This is a genomic window from Nocardiopsis alborubida (genome assembly GCF_012396365.1).
GTDB lineage: Bacteria > Actinomycetota > Actinomycetes > Streptosporangiales > Streptosporangiaceae > Nocardiopsis > Nocardiopsis alborubida.
Map to the genome: position 1 here is coordinate 332,829 of NZ_JAAXPG010000001.1, position 13,603 is coordinate 346,431.

A 13,603-nucleotide genomic window follows, 5' to 3' on the forward strand; every position below is an offset into this window, starting at 1 on the left:
GCCCCCGGGCGTCAGCGCGGGCCGAGGCCCTCGAAGAGCACCCCGACCATGTCCGCGAGCTTGGCGTCGATCTCCTCGGGGGAGGACGTGGCCGTGAGCGCGACCAGGCCGTGCATCGCGGCGGACACGGTCATCGTGACGGCCTCCGGGGTGCCGCCCGCGATCTCCCCGGCGGCCTGGGCGTCGAGGATGGGGCGCATCACCCGTTCGAGCAGCCGCCCCACGGCGGCGTACAGCTGCTCGGAGACGTCGGGGTCGTGCTTGCGCGCGTACATGAGGTCGAGCAGCGCGGTGTGCTCCACCGCGAACCCCACGTAGGCCCTGGCCAGGGCGAGGACACGGGTCCGCGCGTCACCCTCCTCGGGCGCCGCCGCCTCCAGGCGCCCGCTCAGGCGCTCGAAACCGCTGAGCGCGAGCGCGTCCAGCAGCGCCTGCTTGTCCCGGAAGTGGCGGCCCGGCGCGGCGTGGCTGACCCCCGCCTCGCGGGCGATCTCGCGCAGGGACAGCGCGGCCTGCCCCCGCTCGGCCAGAGCCCGCTCGGCGTTGGCGAGCAGGACGGCGCGCAGGTCTCCGTGGTGGTAGGGGCGGTCGGCCATGCGGACCAGGATAGACGGACGCCGTCGCGGCCGTCGCGGCCGTCGCGGCCGCCGTGGCCGCCGTGGGCGGCCCGGGTGCGTCTGGGCGCCGGGGACAGCCCGGGGTGTGGTGACCGCCGTGCCCCGCGCGGCCGCTGTGATCGCTGCGGGCATCCCGGGGACATCCCGGGGACGTCGCGGTCTCCGCGACGCCATGGACAGCCCGGGTGCGCTCGCCTACCGTGGCGCAATGGACACCACAGCGGTCAGCATCCCCGACCTGAGCGGCCGTACGGCGGTCGTCACCGGAGCCAACAGCGGCCTGGGCATCGAGACCACACGCATCCTGGCCCGGGCGGGCGCGCGCGTCGTGATGGCCGTGCGCGACGTGGACAAGGGGCGCGCCGAGGCCGCCGGGGTGCAGGGCGACACCGAGGTGCGCCACCTGGACCTGGCGGACCTGGCGTCCGTACGCGCCTTCGCCGAGGCCTGGAGCGGCGACCTCCACCTGCTCATCAACAACGCGGGCGTCATGGCGGTCGCCAAGGGGGTGACCAAGGACGGGTTCGAGACGCAGTTCGGCGTTAACCACCTCGGCCACTTCGCCCTGACCAACCTGCTCCTGGAACACGTCACGGGACGGGTGGTGACCCTCTCCTCCGGAATGCACCGCATGGCCCGGGGCATCGACTTCGACGACGTCAACCTGGACCGCGGCTACACGCCCTACCGGGCCTACAACCAGTCCAAGCTCGCCAACCTGTTGTTCACGCTGGAACTCCAGCGCCGCCTGGACGCGGTGGGCTCCCCCGTGCTCTCCACCGCCGCCCACCCCGGCTACGCGGCCACCAACCTCCAGAGCCACGGGGCCAACCCGCTCTCCAGGGCGGCCCTCATGCTCGGCAACAGGGTCTTCGCCCAGAGCGCCGCCAACGGCGCCCTCCCCACGATCTTCGCCGCCACCCAGGACGTGCCCGGCGCGGCCTTCGCCGGGCCCAAGGCCCTGGGCGGCACACGCGGCGCCCCCGCCCTGTCCAGCCGGAGCGAGGCCGCCTGGGACGGCCGCGCCGCCAAGCGCCTGTGGGCGCTGTCGGAGGAGATGACCGGGGTGGGCTTCCCGCTGCGCTCGGCCGACCCGGTCTGACCCGCGGTGGTGCGCGGGTGGAACCCCCTGGTTCACACCCGCGCAGGTTCCGGCCGACCGCCTCTAGGGATTGAGGACCAGCTCGTCCGTGGCGGCCGCGCGCACGGCCTCCTCGGTGACCGCGAACGGCAGGGTCTCGCCCCGGCTCCACGGCTCCAGCTGGTCGTCGTAGTTGGGGTGGAACGCGTGGCCGGAGTTGCCGGTCAGGTGGATCCACGTCGACGCGTCGCGGTCGGCCAGGTCCACCACCATCCGCATCGACGGCACCGCCGTGATCGCGTATCCCGCGGTCGGGTCCCAGCCCGTGGCGTTGACGATGCTGGCCCCGCCCGAGCTCTCCACCGGGCCCCGGTTGAACAGCCACTCGACCGGACCGATGCCCGACGTTCCGAACGACTCGTGGGTCGCGGTCAGGGTGTGCAGGTCTCCCCAGCGCCAGTCGGCGGGGTCCTCGCCCAGCAGCTCGGTCAGCTCCCGCGCGGCGGCGTCCATCGCCGCGGCCAGCACCTCCTCGCGCCCGCTGGCCTCGGCGCCCCGCCACCAGTCCGACTCGGGGTCCTCCAGCAACTGCCCCACCACGTACATCCCGCGCGAGCTGCCGCTCATGGTCAGCGGCTCCAGCTCGTCGAACAGCAGCGGCAGCAGATGCCGCCAGGTGGCCTGGTAGAACGCGGCTCCGGCGGAGTCGGTCGCGGTGAACAGGTCCCACTCCCGCAGCTGCTCCTGGGCCCGGGCCGTGACCCCGTCGACGTCCGCCTCCAACAGGTGCGGCACGACCTCGACCGCGCCGCCGTGGAAGGAGTCCATATGGATGCGCGACATGTCCTCACCGGTCACCGGTCCTTCACCGATCGCCTCGGTGAGCAGGTCGTTGATCCGCTGGGACCGGTACCCGTAGTCCCAGTCACCGGTGAGCATGTGCTCGTAGTCGGCGTCCACGACCGACTGGTTGGCGGTGACGATGACGCCCGACTCGGGGTTGTACACGCTCGGCAGCTCCTCGAAGGGGAGGTACTCCTCCTCCCAGTCGTAGGCGGAGTCCCAACCGGGCGCCGGGTAGCGGCCGTCGCCCTCGCCGCGCACCGGCACCAGGCCGGGCGCCTGGTAGCCGATGTTCCCCTCCCCGTCCGCGTAGACGAGGTTCTGGGCGGGGACCTCGAACCGGCTGGCCGCCTCGCGGAAGTCGTCCCAGCCGCGGGCCCGGTTCAGCGCGAAGATCGAGTCCGCCGTCGTGCCCGGCTGGAGCGCGGTCCACCGCAGGGCGACGGCGTACTCGCCCTCCTCCGCGCCCTCCAGCTCCGGCTCCTCCGCCAACGCCTCCAGATTCGCGCCCGCGGCGGTGTCGGACAGCAGCGGCCCGTGGTGGGTGGAGCGCACGACGATGTCGACGTCCTCGCCGCCCGCCACCCGGACGGTCTCCTCGCGGGTCTCCAGCGGCCGAGGCTCGCCGTCGACCACGTAGTCGCCGCCCTCGATCCGTTCCACGTACAGGTCCATGACGTCGGGGTTGAGGTTGGTGAACCCCCAGGCGATGGACTCGTTCTGCCCGATGATCACACCGGGCAGGCCGGAGAAGCTGAAGCCGCTGACGTCGTAGGGGCACGCCTCGGTGAGCTCGGTGCAGTGCAGACCGATCTGGTACCAGGTGGAGGGCATCGACGCGCCCAGATGGGGGTCGTTGGCGAGGAGGGGCAGACCGCTCTCGGTGTGCTCGCCGCCGACCACCCACGAGTTGGATCCCAGGTCGGGACTGGTGCTGGGACCGAGCATCGAGGGCAGTGACGCCGCGGTACCGGCCACCTCGGTCAGCGCGGAGACGGCCTCCTCCGGCAGTTCGGGGGCGCGCCGCTCGTCGGCCTCCCGCAGGTCCGCCTCATCGGAGTCCTCGGAACCCCCGTCGGCCCCGGCCTGACCGTGCTCGTCGGTGTCGGTGATGGGCAGGTGCTCCTCGTGGGGGTAGGCCGGGTACAGCTCCTCGATCTGCTCGCGGGTCAGCCCGGCGTCGAGCAGCTGGGCGCGCTCGGTCTCCTCCACCATGTTGCCGCCCAGGTCCCAGGCCATGGCCTTGAGCCAGGCGAGGCTGTCGACCGGAGTCCACTCCTCGATCTCGTGGCCGCCGTTGAGCACGGAGAGCAGCCCGTACTCCAGGCTGGCCTCGGTGCCGTCGTTCTCGGCCAGCCAGGCGTTGACCCCGGCCGCGTAGGAGTCGAGGTGGGTCTGTGTCTCCGGGGCGAGCAGCTCGTACTCCTGCTCGGCCACGTGCCGCCAGCCCATGGTGCGCAGGTAGACGTCGGTGTCCACCTGGTCGGGACCGAAGAGCTCGGCCGTGCGCCCGGCCGTGACGTGGCGGCGGAAGTCCATCTCCCAGAAGCGGTCCTGGGCGTGCGTGAAGCCCTGCGCCATGAACAGGTCGTGGGTGTTGTCCGCGTAGACGTGGGGGACGCCGTGCTCGTCGCGCAGCACGGTGACGGAGGACTCCAGGCCCGGGAGCGGGAGCTCTCCGGAGGTCTCCGGGAACGACCTCCGGACAGTCCATATCCCCAGGAGCGCGCCGACCAGGGCCAGCACCACGACCGCGGCGAGGAAGCCCAGAAGTGCACGAACGAGGACACGCTTACGCATTACACCCATGGCGGAACCCTAGGGTGCTCGTGGTCACAGTCTCCAGAGTCCGGGGTCACGCGGACCCAATTGTTACCAACTGGTAGGCAACGGGGAGCCGAACGGAAGATGGCGCGAACCGCCTGGTCGGAAGCGGACAGCCGCCCGGCTGGATCCGTGCCGTCCGCAATCAGTCGCGTCTGCCTTGCCTGCGCCACCGCCGAGTGGGCTTGCCGTCTCAGCAGCCTCAATGCGCGCTGGCCCTCTGCGTCGGGTGTCTCGAACGGTGCAAAGTGCTCGGGTTGTTCGAGAAGGCTATGTTTGGAACGAGGTCATGTTGAAGAAATGGGTTCGACTGGCCACCCAGTAAAGGTGTCCTTATTCCGGTAGACGAGGTGGATATTCACTGAGGAAAGAAGGCTTTGTAGGTCTGAGTGAGGTTTCTCGGGTAGCAGGATGGCAAGTGTGGGGGTCGGTGTGATATGTCTCCGGTAGTCCATGAGTTGTCCGATGGCCATGCGCACGGCTTCGCGTGAACTGGTTCCTTTGGCCTCATAGAGAACATTGGAGTTGTTGTCATAGAGGTCAGTGAGAAGGCTAGACGAGAGCCCTGCGACTCTAATTTGGTATCTTTTGACCTCGTGTTCATGCTTTTCGAGCATGGCCTTGAAGGCATCGCATAATTCAGCCTCTTTGCGGCCGACTTTGGTCTGTGGGACGGCTGACCTGGAAATGGGCTTGCCGTTGTGTGCCTCTGGCTCCACCATGACGCTCGTGGTGATGGTGGAGACATCGGCGGATACTTGCCGAACCTCGGTGTTAGGTAGAGGTTCAATGATGTCTTCTGGGCGTGGCACTAGCTCCTCAGCCGGGCGCAAGCGAAAGACGATGACTCGTCTAAAGATGCCTTGCCTGTTGGGTGCTTCGCGAAAGACGTAGGGAAGTTCCTTGTCCAGTTCGAACTTCCCTACATAGCGCTGAATCCTTGTCTTTTTTCTGGGGACAGTGCCCACGGCTTTGAACACACGCAGTGCTCGACCGTCGTCTACGTGAAGTAAAATGGCACGGTTTCTCTGGCCGTTGCGGCCTTCGAATACCTGGTCTTCTTCTCCGTCTCCGGTGTACTCGAAGAGGGGCTCGGAGCTTTCCTCGTCGGGGACCCAGCCGTCGTAGTAGCCGAACTGCTCACCTGAGGCAGGGTCGGTGTAGAGCAACACGTTGGGAGAGGTAGCGCAAGGATGGATCCCCTGGCCCTGCCCGCCTCCAAAGGCTGCCTTCATTTCCGCACGAGTGGTCAGTTCGCCAGGTTTGATCCCTTTGCCAGCCATGAGATTAATGTACAGCTTTGGCGTACGTGGGATCTGAGCCATGAAAGAGGTCGGCGTCTGCCTCGTCTGACCTGCAAGAATCGGATTGAAGAAGGCATCGGTGCTGTTCAGTAGGCGCGTGGTGAGCGGGCGACGTTGCCCACCCCCACGGCTTCAGGAACCAGGTCCTCAGACAGGCGCTCGGCCGCGAGCGGCAGAGTAGGACGCAACCGACCCGCGCCGCTGCCCCTCCCATCTGTCTGTGGACAACTCCCGCCCTGCCCGGCGGAACCGCGTTCCGGGTCGCCTCCGCGCCAAGCCTTCGTCAACACTTCGTCCTGCTCACGGTGACACGAGGCGGTGTCCTGGAAGCGGGACGTCCTCTCTGACAGCCTCGGACGCGCCGTCGATGCTCTGGGGGAAAACGCGATGGACATGCCCGTGGTGAACTCGTGCCAGGTGGACGCCTGCGCCTACAACACCGACCACTCCTGTCACGCACTGGCCATCACCGTGGGGAACTCCTCCCACGCCCAGTGCGACACCTTCTTCGGCGCCAGCGACCAAGGCGGCGACCCCGTCGCCACCGGCCAGGTCGGCGCCTGCAAGATGTCCAACTGCGAGCACAACGTCCAGCTGGAGTGCCAGGCCCCGGCCATCTCCGTCGGGTACGTGCACCAGCAGGCGGACTGCCTCACCTACGCGCCCGCCTGAGCGGCGCCGCGCACCGGCTCACTTCACGGCCCCGGGTCCGAAGTCCGGGGCCGCTCCGCGTCTAGAGCTGACGTTCGGGCCCGCCGCCGTGGTGCCGACACGACCCCCTCAGCAGTCGCGCCCACCGGTGCGGGCGGCCCTGCCTTCCCGCCCGCACCGACCGGCGACCCCGGCTCAGACCCCGCGGCCCTCAGACCTTCCGGCGCGTCCCCGCCTCCGCGACCCTCGAACCCCCGCGGCCCTCAGACCTTCCAGCCCGCCTCCGCCGCCTCGCGGCGCAGCCGCTCCACGACCAGCGCCGCGGGATCGTCACCGGCCGCCCGGAACCCCTCTCCCGCCCACAGCGCCATCCCGCCGGGGTCCCCCGCCCGGGCGGCCGCCGCGCGCAGCGGCTTCGTCATGTGGTGGATCTCGGGGTAGGCGAAGGGCCTTCGCGGGTGCTCGGCGATGAACCTGTTGGCCAGGCCCCGCGCCGGACGGCCGGTGAAAGCCCACGTCACGGCCGTCTCCGTGTACCCGGGGTCGGCCAGGGCAGCCTTGTGGACCGGGTTGGCACCGCTCTCGGGACAGCGCAGGAACGCCGTGCCCAGCTGCGCGGCGGTCGCACCGGCGTCCAGGGCCCCGGCCACGTCGGCCCCGGTCATGATCCCCCCGGCGGCGATCACCGGCACGTCCACCGCGCCGACCACGTCCGCCAACAGCTCCCGCAGCGGCAGACTGACGCTCCCGACCGGGTCGAACGCGCCACGGTGGCCCCCGGCCTCCGCGCCCTGCGCGCACACCCCGCCGGCTCCGCGCGCCACGGCCTCGCGTGCCTCCCCGGCCGTGGTCACGGTGACCACCGTGGCGCTGCCCGCCGCGCGCAGCCGCTCCAGGACGGCGGCGTCCGGGCAGCCGAAGGTGAAGCTCACCACCGGCACGGCCGTCTCCGCGAGCAGGTCGATCTTGGCCGCCCACGCGTCGTCGTCGTGCACCGGGGTGCCGACCGGCGTCCCGTACCGCTCGGCCTCGGACTCCAGGTCGGAACGGTAGGACGTCGCCACGTCCGGATCGGAGGGCGGGCCCGGCACGAACACGTTCACTCCGAACGCGCCGACTCCGGCGTCCCGCACCGCCCTGATCTGGTCGGCGAGGGTGTCGGGGGTCAGGTACCCGGCCGCGAGGAAACCCGTTCCGCCCGCTCCCGCCACCGCCGCCACCAGCGCAGGTGTGGCGGCACCGCCCGCCATGGGCGCCTGCACGATCGGGCGCTCCCGCAGAAGCTCTGCCAGGCTCATGGTTCCTCTCCTCGTCCTCGGCCGCTCCGGCTGAGGCGCGGCGACGCCCCCGTCCCCGTGGGTCCCGGCCGGGGTCCGATCACCCCGTGGAACCCGCGAGCGGAGCGCTGGCCGGACCACGCCTCCCATACCCAGGGGATGCTACCGACGCGCGTTTTCCGGAGTTCGACCGCACCCGCCCAGAAACGCGATATCGCCGTTTGCCCGACAGTTCCTGTGACATGGGACACGGGGTTTTCCGGAGTGGTCGAAAAGGGAGGGTTCCTTCCCGGTTCCGACCCACGGGGAAAGGCGTGTGAGCGACGCGTCCCCTTCCTGCTCCCGCCCGCTGTCCGGCCGTCCGCCACTTGCCTCTTTCCTCCAACTATCCGCCCGTCCCGTCCAGTTCCGGCTCGTCCGGGGATCCCTCCTCCTCACCCCCGACGAACCGCACCGACTCCGGGAAGCGTCGGGACAGCAGGACGGTCGCCAGCGCCGCGGCCACCCCGAACCCGGCCACCGCCGTCACCGTCCAGTCCAGTCCGAACAGCTCCCACAGCCACCCGAACGCCAGCACGGTCAGCATCCTGACCGCGTTGCCCACCATCCCCAGCATCGCGGACATGGTGTTGCGGTTGGCGTCGGAGAACATCGTCTGCTGCCACACGTGCGACAGCACCACGGCCAGCCCCAGCAGGAACTCCGCCGCCGCCAGCCCCGCCACCAGCGGTACGATCCCGTGCGCCGCCAGCACCAGGGGCAGGCCCGAGGACGCCGCGAAGACGGGTCCCCACACATGGGGCCGGTCGCGCCCCACGAACCGCGAACACGCCGAACCCGCCGCCATGGCCGCCATCATCACCAGCAGCACCAGGCCGTTGAGCCGCACGTCCGCGCCGTGCTCGGCCGCGAGCATCGGCTGCCAGGAGAGTACGAGGGCGGCCAGCCCCGAGACCGACGCCGCGGACAGGGCCACCAGCGGCACGAAACGCCTGCTCACCACCAGTACGGCCGACTCCCGGACGATCGCGGTGAGCGGACGCCCCGGTTGGCCGGGGGAGCGGGGGAAGCACACCGGCGCCAGCAGAGCCAACACCACCAGCATCACCCCACTCACCAGCACCAGGGCGTCCGCGGACAGCCAGGTACCCGCCGCCATCACCGAGGCCGCCCCCAGCACCGCACCGCTGTTCCCCGCCACCTGGCCGAACCGCACCGTCCGCGCGATCCGCGCCGGGCGGTCGCGGTCACCGATCCGGTTGACCACGAGCGCGACCAGCGTCCCCGACTGCAGGTGGAAGCCGACCGCCCACAGGTACATGGACGCGAGCGTCAGCGCGAGCCCGTCCGCGTACCCCATCAGCACGAAGCCCGCACCCCACACGGCGAGCCCCGCCGCCAGCAGCCTGCGGTGGCCGTAGCGGTCACCGAACGCGCCGCTGAGGGCCTCCACGAGCAGGGCCACCAGGTTCGTGGAGCCGAGCATCAGTCCCAGCAGCCACGGATCCGCCCCGCGTTCCAGCAGGACCGTGACGAAAACCGCGCCGAAAAGGAAATCGGCCGAGGCGCCGAGGAGGGCGAACGAGGTGTAGCGCAGGAACAATGACGATTCGGCGGTTCTCTCCACGGGCATGGGCGTTTTCCTGGTCGAGGAACGTCGCGGTTCTGGCGAGCCCCGTGATGACGGGGGAATTCACGGTTCCGGAGGGAAATTCCGCCCAAGCTAGCACGCGAGTCCCGGGGCGGCCACGGCTTTTCCCGGCCCCGGCGGCGACGCTGCGGCCGCTCGCCGTACGGGGGCCGGGCGGCGAGCGGAGGCGCCGGCTCACGTCCCCCGTGACCGGGGACGACGGCTTGTCTGAAGTGCGGCTTTTCGGTGTGCATGACCGGGCGAAGCCGGGGTAGTCGCGGTGCCAACCGAGCAACAGGCCGACTCCAAGGAGGCTTGGCGATGCACTCACATGAGGGAAGAGGCGGACTCGGGGGTACGGGCGGCCGCCTGACCGACACCGCCCGCGGGGCGGCGGGCGAAGTCGCCTCCACGGCGGGGGACCAGGCACGCTCCCTGGCGGACGAGGCCCGGTCCGAGGCCCGGCACGTCGCCGACGACGTCCAGACCCGCCTGCGTGAGGAAGCCCGGGAGCAGACCCGGCGCACGTCGCAGAACCTGCGCCAGTGGTCCGAGGAACTGTCGTCCATGGCGGACAGCGGGGAGCAGGACTCCCCGGTGAGCGGTGCCGTGCGCCAGATCGCCCGCAGCGGCCGCGGGGCCGCCGACTTCCTGGACGACCGCGGAATGGAGGGTCTGGTGGAGGAGGCCAGGAGCTTCGCGCGCCGCAGGCCCGTCGCCTTCCTGGCCGGTGCCGCCATCGCCGGGTTCGCGCTCGGGCGCGTCCTCAAGGCCTCGTCCGACATCTCCGCGGGCAGGGAAGGGGCCGGTGACAGCAGTCCCGAGGCGCTCCCCGCCGGCGAGCAGGTCCGTCCGCCCGCACCGCGTATGAGCGAGACCGACCAGGACGAGGGGATCGCGTCCTCCCGTCCGCCCGTCACACCCCGGCCGGAGGACATCGGTCCGCCACCGCCGGATCCGGGGCCGCGGGGACGCACGTTCTGAGGGGGCTGACATGGCGACCATTCCCGGAGCACGGCGGGAGACGGGCGGGGAGGAGCAGTCCTTCTCCGAACTCCTCGGCGCGGTGACCGGAGACCTGCAGACGCTGTTCCGCCAGGAACTCGCGCTGGCCAAGGCCGAGATGCGCGAGGAGGCGGTCAAGACCGGCAAGGCCGCGGGCCTGCTGAGCGGGGCCGCGGTGGCCGGATACCTGGCCCTGCTGCTGCTCAGCCTCGCGGTGATGTTCGGCCTGGCGGAGTTCATCGGCCTGGGCTGGGCCGCGCTGGTCGTCGCGGTGGTGTGGGCGATCGTCGGTGCTGCCTTGGCCGTCGTGGGCCGCAACCGCATGCGCGAGGTCTCTCCGAAACCGGAACGCACCATCGAGACCCTCAAGGAGGACGCGCAATGGGCGAAACACCCGACCAGATAAGGCAGGACATCGAGCGGACCCGCTCGGAGCTGACCCACGACACCGACCGTCTGGTGGACCACGCCAACCCGCGCAACGTCGTGCACCGGCGCACCCGCAAGGTCCGGCACGGAACGCGGGACCTGAAGGACCGGGTCATGGGTTCGGCCCCCTCGTCCGGTGAGGCCGCCGAGGGGATCCGGCACACCACCGACCAGGCGGTCGGCATGGCGAGGTCACTGCCGGAGCGGGCCGTGCACCAGACCCAGGGCAACCCCATCGCCGCGGGGCTGATCGCCTTCGGGGCCGGCCTCCTGGCCGCGTCCGTCCTCTCCGAGAGCCGTGCGGAGCAGCGCGCGGCCCGCCGGGTGGGCGAGCACGCCGACGCGATCGAACCGGCCCGGCAGGCGGTCGCGGAGTCGGCCGCCCACGTGAAGGAGCAGGCGGTGGAGTCCGCGCGGACCGCGGGGGAGCACCTCAAGGGCAGCGCCTCCGAGGCCGCGCAGACCACGGGCGAGCAGGCCCGCCACGAGGCCGTGTCCGCGAAGGACGAGATGCGCGGTTCCTGAGCCCCGGACCGGAGGAACGCCTCCGGGCCGGGACGCCGCCCGGGTGTGTCCGTGCGGCGGGGGCGTGCGGCGGGGCGAAGGGCCGAGGGTCCTTCGCCCCGCCTCCTCCAGGGCCCCGGTCCCCGGGACCGGTGAGGGAAGGAGCGGGAAGATGGTGGGACGCAACTCCTCGAACGCCTACGACGGCCGTTCCTCCCCGGAGGAGGCCGGGAAGCCGACCGACATGTCGGCGTCGTCGTGGTGGGCGTCGCTGCGCCGGACCGTCGGCGAGTTCAAGGAGGACGCGCTGGCCGACCTGGCCGCCGGACTCACCTACTACGCGATCCTGTCGCTCTTCCCGGCACTGCTCGTGCTGGTGTCGCTGCTCGGCCTGGCGGGGCCCTCCGCGACACAGACCCTGACCGAGAACGTCTCCGCCACCATGCCCGCCGACGCCGCGCGGCTGGTGACGACGGCCATCGAGAACCTCCAGGGCAACCAGGCGGCCGCGGGCGTGTTCGGCCTGGTCAGCCTGGCGATCGCCCTGTGGTCGGCCTCCGGCTACATCGCGGCCTTCATGCGCGCCTCCAACGTCGTCTACGACGTGCCCGAGGGTCGCCCCATCTGGAAGACGCTGCCGATCCGCGTCGGCGTCACCCTGCTGATGGTCGTTCTGCTGTCCCTGACGGTGGTCGGCGTCGCCCTCACCGGCAGCGCCGCGGCCTGGGTCGGGCAGCTGCTGGGCCTGGGCTCGACCGTGGTGACGGTGTGGAACATCGCGAAGTGGCCGGTGCTGCTGCTCATCGTGGTGTTCATGATCGCGCTCCTGTACTGGGCCTCGCCCAACGCCAGGCGCGGGTTCCGCTGGGTCAGCCCGGGGAGCGTGCTGGCGGTGGTGATCTGGCTGCTCGCCTCGGCCGCCTTCGCCTTCTACGTCGCCAACTTCGCGTCCTACAGCAAGACCTACGGGACCATGGCGACGGTGGTCATCTTCCTGGTGTGGCTGTGGATCACCAACATCGCGATCCTGCTCGGCGAGGAGTTCAACGCCGAGATCGAACGCGGACGCGCCATCTCCGGCGGCCAGCCGGTGGACGAGGAGCCCTACGTCGACATGCGCGACGTGCCCAAGAAGAAGCACCGGGCCCACCACGAGCAGGAGTGAGGGACCCGGGCCGCGACGACGGGCGCGCACCCTCAGCGTGATCTTGTACTTAGGGCGTCCGCCAGTAGGTGCTCGATCCGGGCGCACCCCCTGCGGCGGCCGAGCCCTGTTCGCGGCGACCCTATTCGCGGTGATCTTGTACTTATAGCGAGGTTCGACCGTCGACATGAGCTATAAGTACAAGATCACCGCAGGTCAGGCCCCTTGCGTCACGCCAGCAACGTTTCCGGCCAGACCACATCCGGCACCTACTGGCGGACGCTGTTATAGCGAGGTTCGAGCGCCGACATTGGCTATAAGTACAAGACCATCCCAGGTCAGGACCTCGTGCGTCACGCTGGCAACAGACCCGGTCAGCCGCTAGCCCAGGGTCTCGGCGAGGGCGGCGGCCAGGACCGGCACGCTCGGATGCCTGTCCCCGCGCGGCCACACCAGGCCGAGGGACGACTCCGGCAGGCCGTTGACCGGGACGAGGACGAGTTCGTCCCGGTCGGCGTGGTCCGCCACGTCCCCGCTCAGCAGCATGGCCCCCCTCCCCGCCGCGACCTGGGAGAATCCCTCCCGCAGGGTGTCCACGCCGGCCTCGTGGTGGATGGTTCTGCCCAGAGGGGTGAGGGTGGGGGCGTGGACGCGCAGCCAGTGGTCGGGGGTCCGCCGGACCGGGATGAGCGAGACCCGGGCCACGTCCTCGACCCCGACGCCGGTGCGCGCGGCGAGGGGGTGGTCGGCGGGCAGCGCGAGCCGCTGCGGCTGACGGGAGAAGACCGCCCCCACGACCAGGTCGCGTTCGCGCACCGGCAGCAGGACGACGGCGGCGTCGACCTCACCCTCGCGCAGGGGGCTGAACGGGTCCGAGTGCGCCGTCTCCACGATCCGCACCCGCGTGCCCGGCTCGCGCTCCTCGAAGGCGCGCACCGCCTCGGCCACCGGGCCGTGCACCCTCCCCCGGAATCCGAGACGGACCAGGGACGGCCCGCCGTGGGCGCGGTCGCGCGCGCCGTCCACCACCGCCGCCAGGTTCTGGTAGGCGGGCCGCAGGGCGTCGAGGAACTCCTCGCCGAACGGGGTGAGGCACGGGCGCGGGCCCGCGCGGTCCAGGAGGGGGGCGCCGATCCTGTCCTCCAGGGCGCGCAGCAGCCGGTCCACCGTGTCCGCGGGCACGCCCAGCCGCACCGCGGCGTGTCCGGGGTGCAGCTCCTCGGTCAGGACGAGGAAGCACTCCAGCTCCCGGATCTCGATACCCCGCAACCGGTCCGCCCCTCCTCGTGTCCGC

At 70.9% G+C, this 13,603-nt stretch carries 12 protein-coding genes; 6 read left to right on the forward strand and 6 right to left on the reverse strand.

The features are described 5' to 3' along the window. Positions 1-11: 11 nt before the first annotated feature. The gene (locus HGB44_RS01515; RefSeq protein ID WP_061080685.1) at positions 12-596 is read right to left on the reverse strand and encodes a TetR/AcrR family transcriptional regulator; all 585 of its coding nucleotides are present in this window, start codon (positions 594-596) and stop codon (positions 12-14) included. A gap of 229 nt (positions 597-825) precedes the next feature. Between HGB44_RS01515 and HGB44_RS01520 the strand changes: the two genes are divergently transcribed. Next, on the forward strand, positions 826-1,719 hold the full coding sequence (locus HGB44_RS01520; protein WP_061080686.1) for an oxidoreductase: 894 nt from the start codon (positions 826-828) through the stop codon (positions 1,717-1,719). 63 nt (positions 1,720-1,782) lie between these two features. Here the strand turns inward: HGB44_RS01520 and HGB44_RS01525 are convergent, their stop codons facing one another. Further along, positions 1,783-4,341, reverse strand: coding sequence for a penicillin acylase family protein (locus HGB44_RS01525; protein ID WP_210751090.1), 2,559 nt, complete (start codon positions 4,339-4,341; stop codon positions 1,783-1,785). A 311-nt stretch (positions 4,342-4,652) separates the two neighbouring features. Continuing rightward, the gene (locus tag HGB44_RS01530; RefSeq protein ID WP_168443878.1) at positions 4,653-5,648 is read right to left on the reverse strand and encodes a hypothetical protein; all 996 of its coding nucleotides are present in this window, start codon (positions 5,646-5,648) and stop codon (positions 4,653-4,655) included. Positions 5,649-6,056: 408 nt separating this feature from the next. On the opposite strand from HGB44_RS01530, the gene HGB44_RS01535 reads away from it, so the two are divergent. Beyond that, positions 6,057-6,341, forward strand: coding sequence for a DUF1540 domain-containing protein (locus HGB44_RS01535; protein WP_061080687.1), 285 nt, complete (start codon positions 6,057-6,059; stop codon positions 6,339-6,341). Positions 6,342-6,583: 242 nt separating this feature from the next. Here HGB44_RS01535 and HGB44_RS01540 read toward each other — a convergent pair whose 3' ends face one another. Beyond that, entirely contained in the window at positions 6,584-7,618 is a 1,035-nt protein-coding gene (locus tag HGB44_RS01540) for a nitronate monooxygenase (protein ID WP_061080688.1), read from the reverse strand. A 364-nt stretch (positions 7,619-7,982) separates the two neighbouring features. Further along, positions 7,983-9,230, reverse strand: a complete 1,248-nt coding sequence (locus HGB44_RS01545) for an MFS transporter (protein ID WP_061080689.1) — start codon at positions 9,228-9,230, stop codon at positions 7,983-7,985. 318 nt (positions 9,231-9,548) lie between these two features. Here HGB44_RS01545 and HGB44_RS01550 point away from each other — a divergent pair, with 318 nt between their 5' ends. The 4 genes from HGB44_RS01550 (at position 9,549) to HGB44_RS01565 (ending at position 12,330) form a co-directional block, all read left to right on the forward strand. Next, positions 9,549-10,211, forward strand: a complete 663-nt coding sequence (locus HGB44_RS01550; protein ID WP_061080690.1) for a hypothetical protein — start codon at positions 9,549-9,551, stop codon at positions 10,209-10,211. A 10-nt stretch (positions 10,212-10,221) separates the two neighbouring features. Continuing rightward, on the forward strand, positions 10,222-10,638 hold the full coding sequence (locus HGB44_RS01555; RefSeq protein WP_061080691.1) for a phage holin family protein: 417 nt from the start codon (positions 10,222-10,224) through the stop codon (positions 10,636-10,638). Then, positions 10,614-11,186: a DUF3618 domain-containing protein gene (locus HGB44_RS01560; RefSeq protein WP_061080692.1), complete on the forward strand. Its 573-nt coding sequence runs from the start codon at positions 10,614-10,616 to the stop codon at positions 11,184-11,186. The genes HGB44_RS01555 and HGB44_RS01560 overlap by 25 nt, the downstream gene beginning before the upstream one ends. A gap of 151 nt (positions 11,187-11,337) precedes the next feature. After that, a complete protein-coding gene (locus HGB44_RS01565) occupies positions 11,338-12,330 on the forward strand; it encodes a YihY/virulence factor BrkB family protein (RefSeq protein WP_061080693.1) in 993 nt (330 codons plus the stop codon). Positions 12,331-12,690: 360 nt separating this feature from the next. Here HGB44_RS01565 and HGB44_RS01570 read toward each other — a convergent pair whose 3' ends face one another. Next, complete coding sequence (locus tag HGB44_RS01570; protein WP_061080694.1) at positions 12,691-13,578, reverse strand: LysR family transcriptional regulator; 888 nt, start codon at positions 13,576-13,578, stop codon at positions 12,691-12,693. Positions 13,579-13,603: the final 25 nt, after the last annotated feature.

Excerpts from the sequence above, each read along its gene's own strand:
- HGB44_RS01555 (WP_061080691.1), top strand. The coding sequence starts at position 10,222 with ATGGCGACCATTCCCGGAGCACGGCGGGAGACGGGCGGGGAGGAGCAG.
- HGB44_RS01520 (WP_061080686.1), top strand. The coding sequence starts at position 826 with ATGGACACCACAGCGGTCAGCATCCCCGACCTGAGCGGCCGTACGGCG.
- HGB44_RS01525 (WP_210751090.1), bottom strand. The coding sequence starts at position 4,341 with ATGCGTAAGCGTGTCCTCGTTCGTGCACTTCTGGGCTTCCTCGCCGCG.
- HGB44_RS01565 (WP_061080693.1), top strand. The coding sequence starts at position 11,338 with ATGGTGGGACGCAACTCCTCGAACGCCTACGACGGCCGTTCCTCCCCG.
- HGB44_RS01515 (WP_061080685.1), bottom strand. The coding sequence starts at position 596 with ATGGCCGACCGCCCCTACCACCACGGAGACCTGCGCGCCGTCCTGCTC.
- HGB44_RS01530 (WP_168443878.1), bottom strand. The coding sequence starts at position 5,648 with ATGGCTGGCAAAGGGATCAAACCTGGCGAACTGACCACTCGTGCGGAA.
- HGB44_RS01560 (WP_061080692.1), top strand. The coding sequence starts at position 10,614 with ATGGGCGAAACACCCGACCAGATAAGGCAGGACATCGAGCGGACCCGC.
- HGB44_RS01540 (WP_061080688.1), bottom strand. The coding sequence starts at position 7,618 with ATGAGCCTGGCAGAGCTTCTGCGGGAGCGCCCGATCGTGCAGGCGCCC.
- HGB44_RS01550 (WP_061080690.1), top strand. The coding sequence starts at position 9,549 with ATGCACTCACATGAGGGAAGAGGCGGACTCGGGGGTACGGGCGGCCGC.
- HGB44_RS01545 (WP_061080689.1), bottom strand. The coding sequence starts at position 9,230 with ATGCCCGTGGAGAGAACCGCCGAATCGTCATTGTTCCTGCGCTACACC.
- HGB44_RS01535 (WP_061080687.1), top strand. The coding sequence starts at position 6,057 with ATGGACATGCCCGTGGTGAACTCGTGCCAGGTGGACGCCTGCGCCTAC.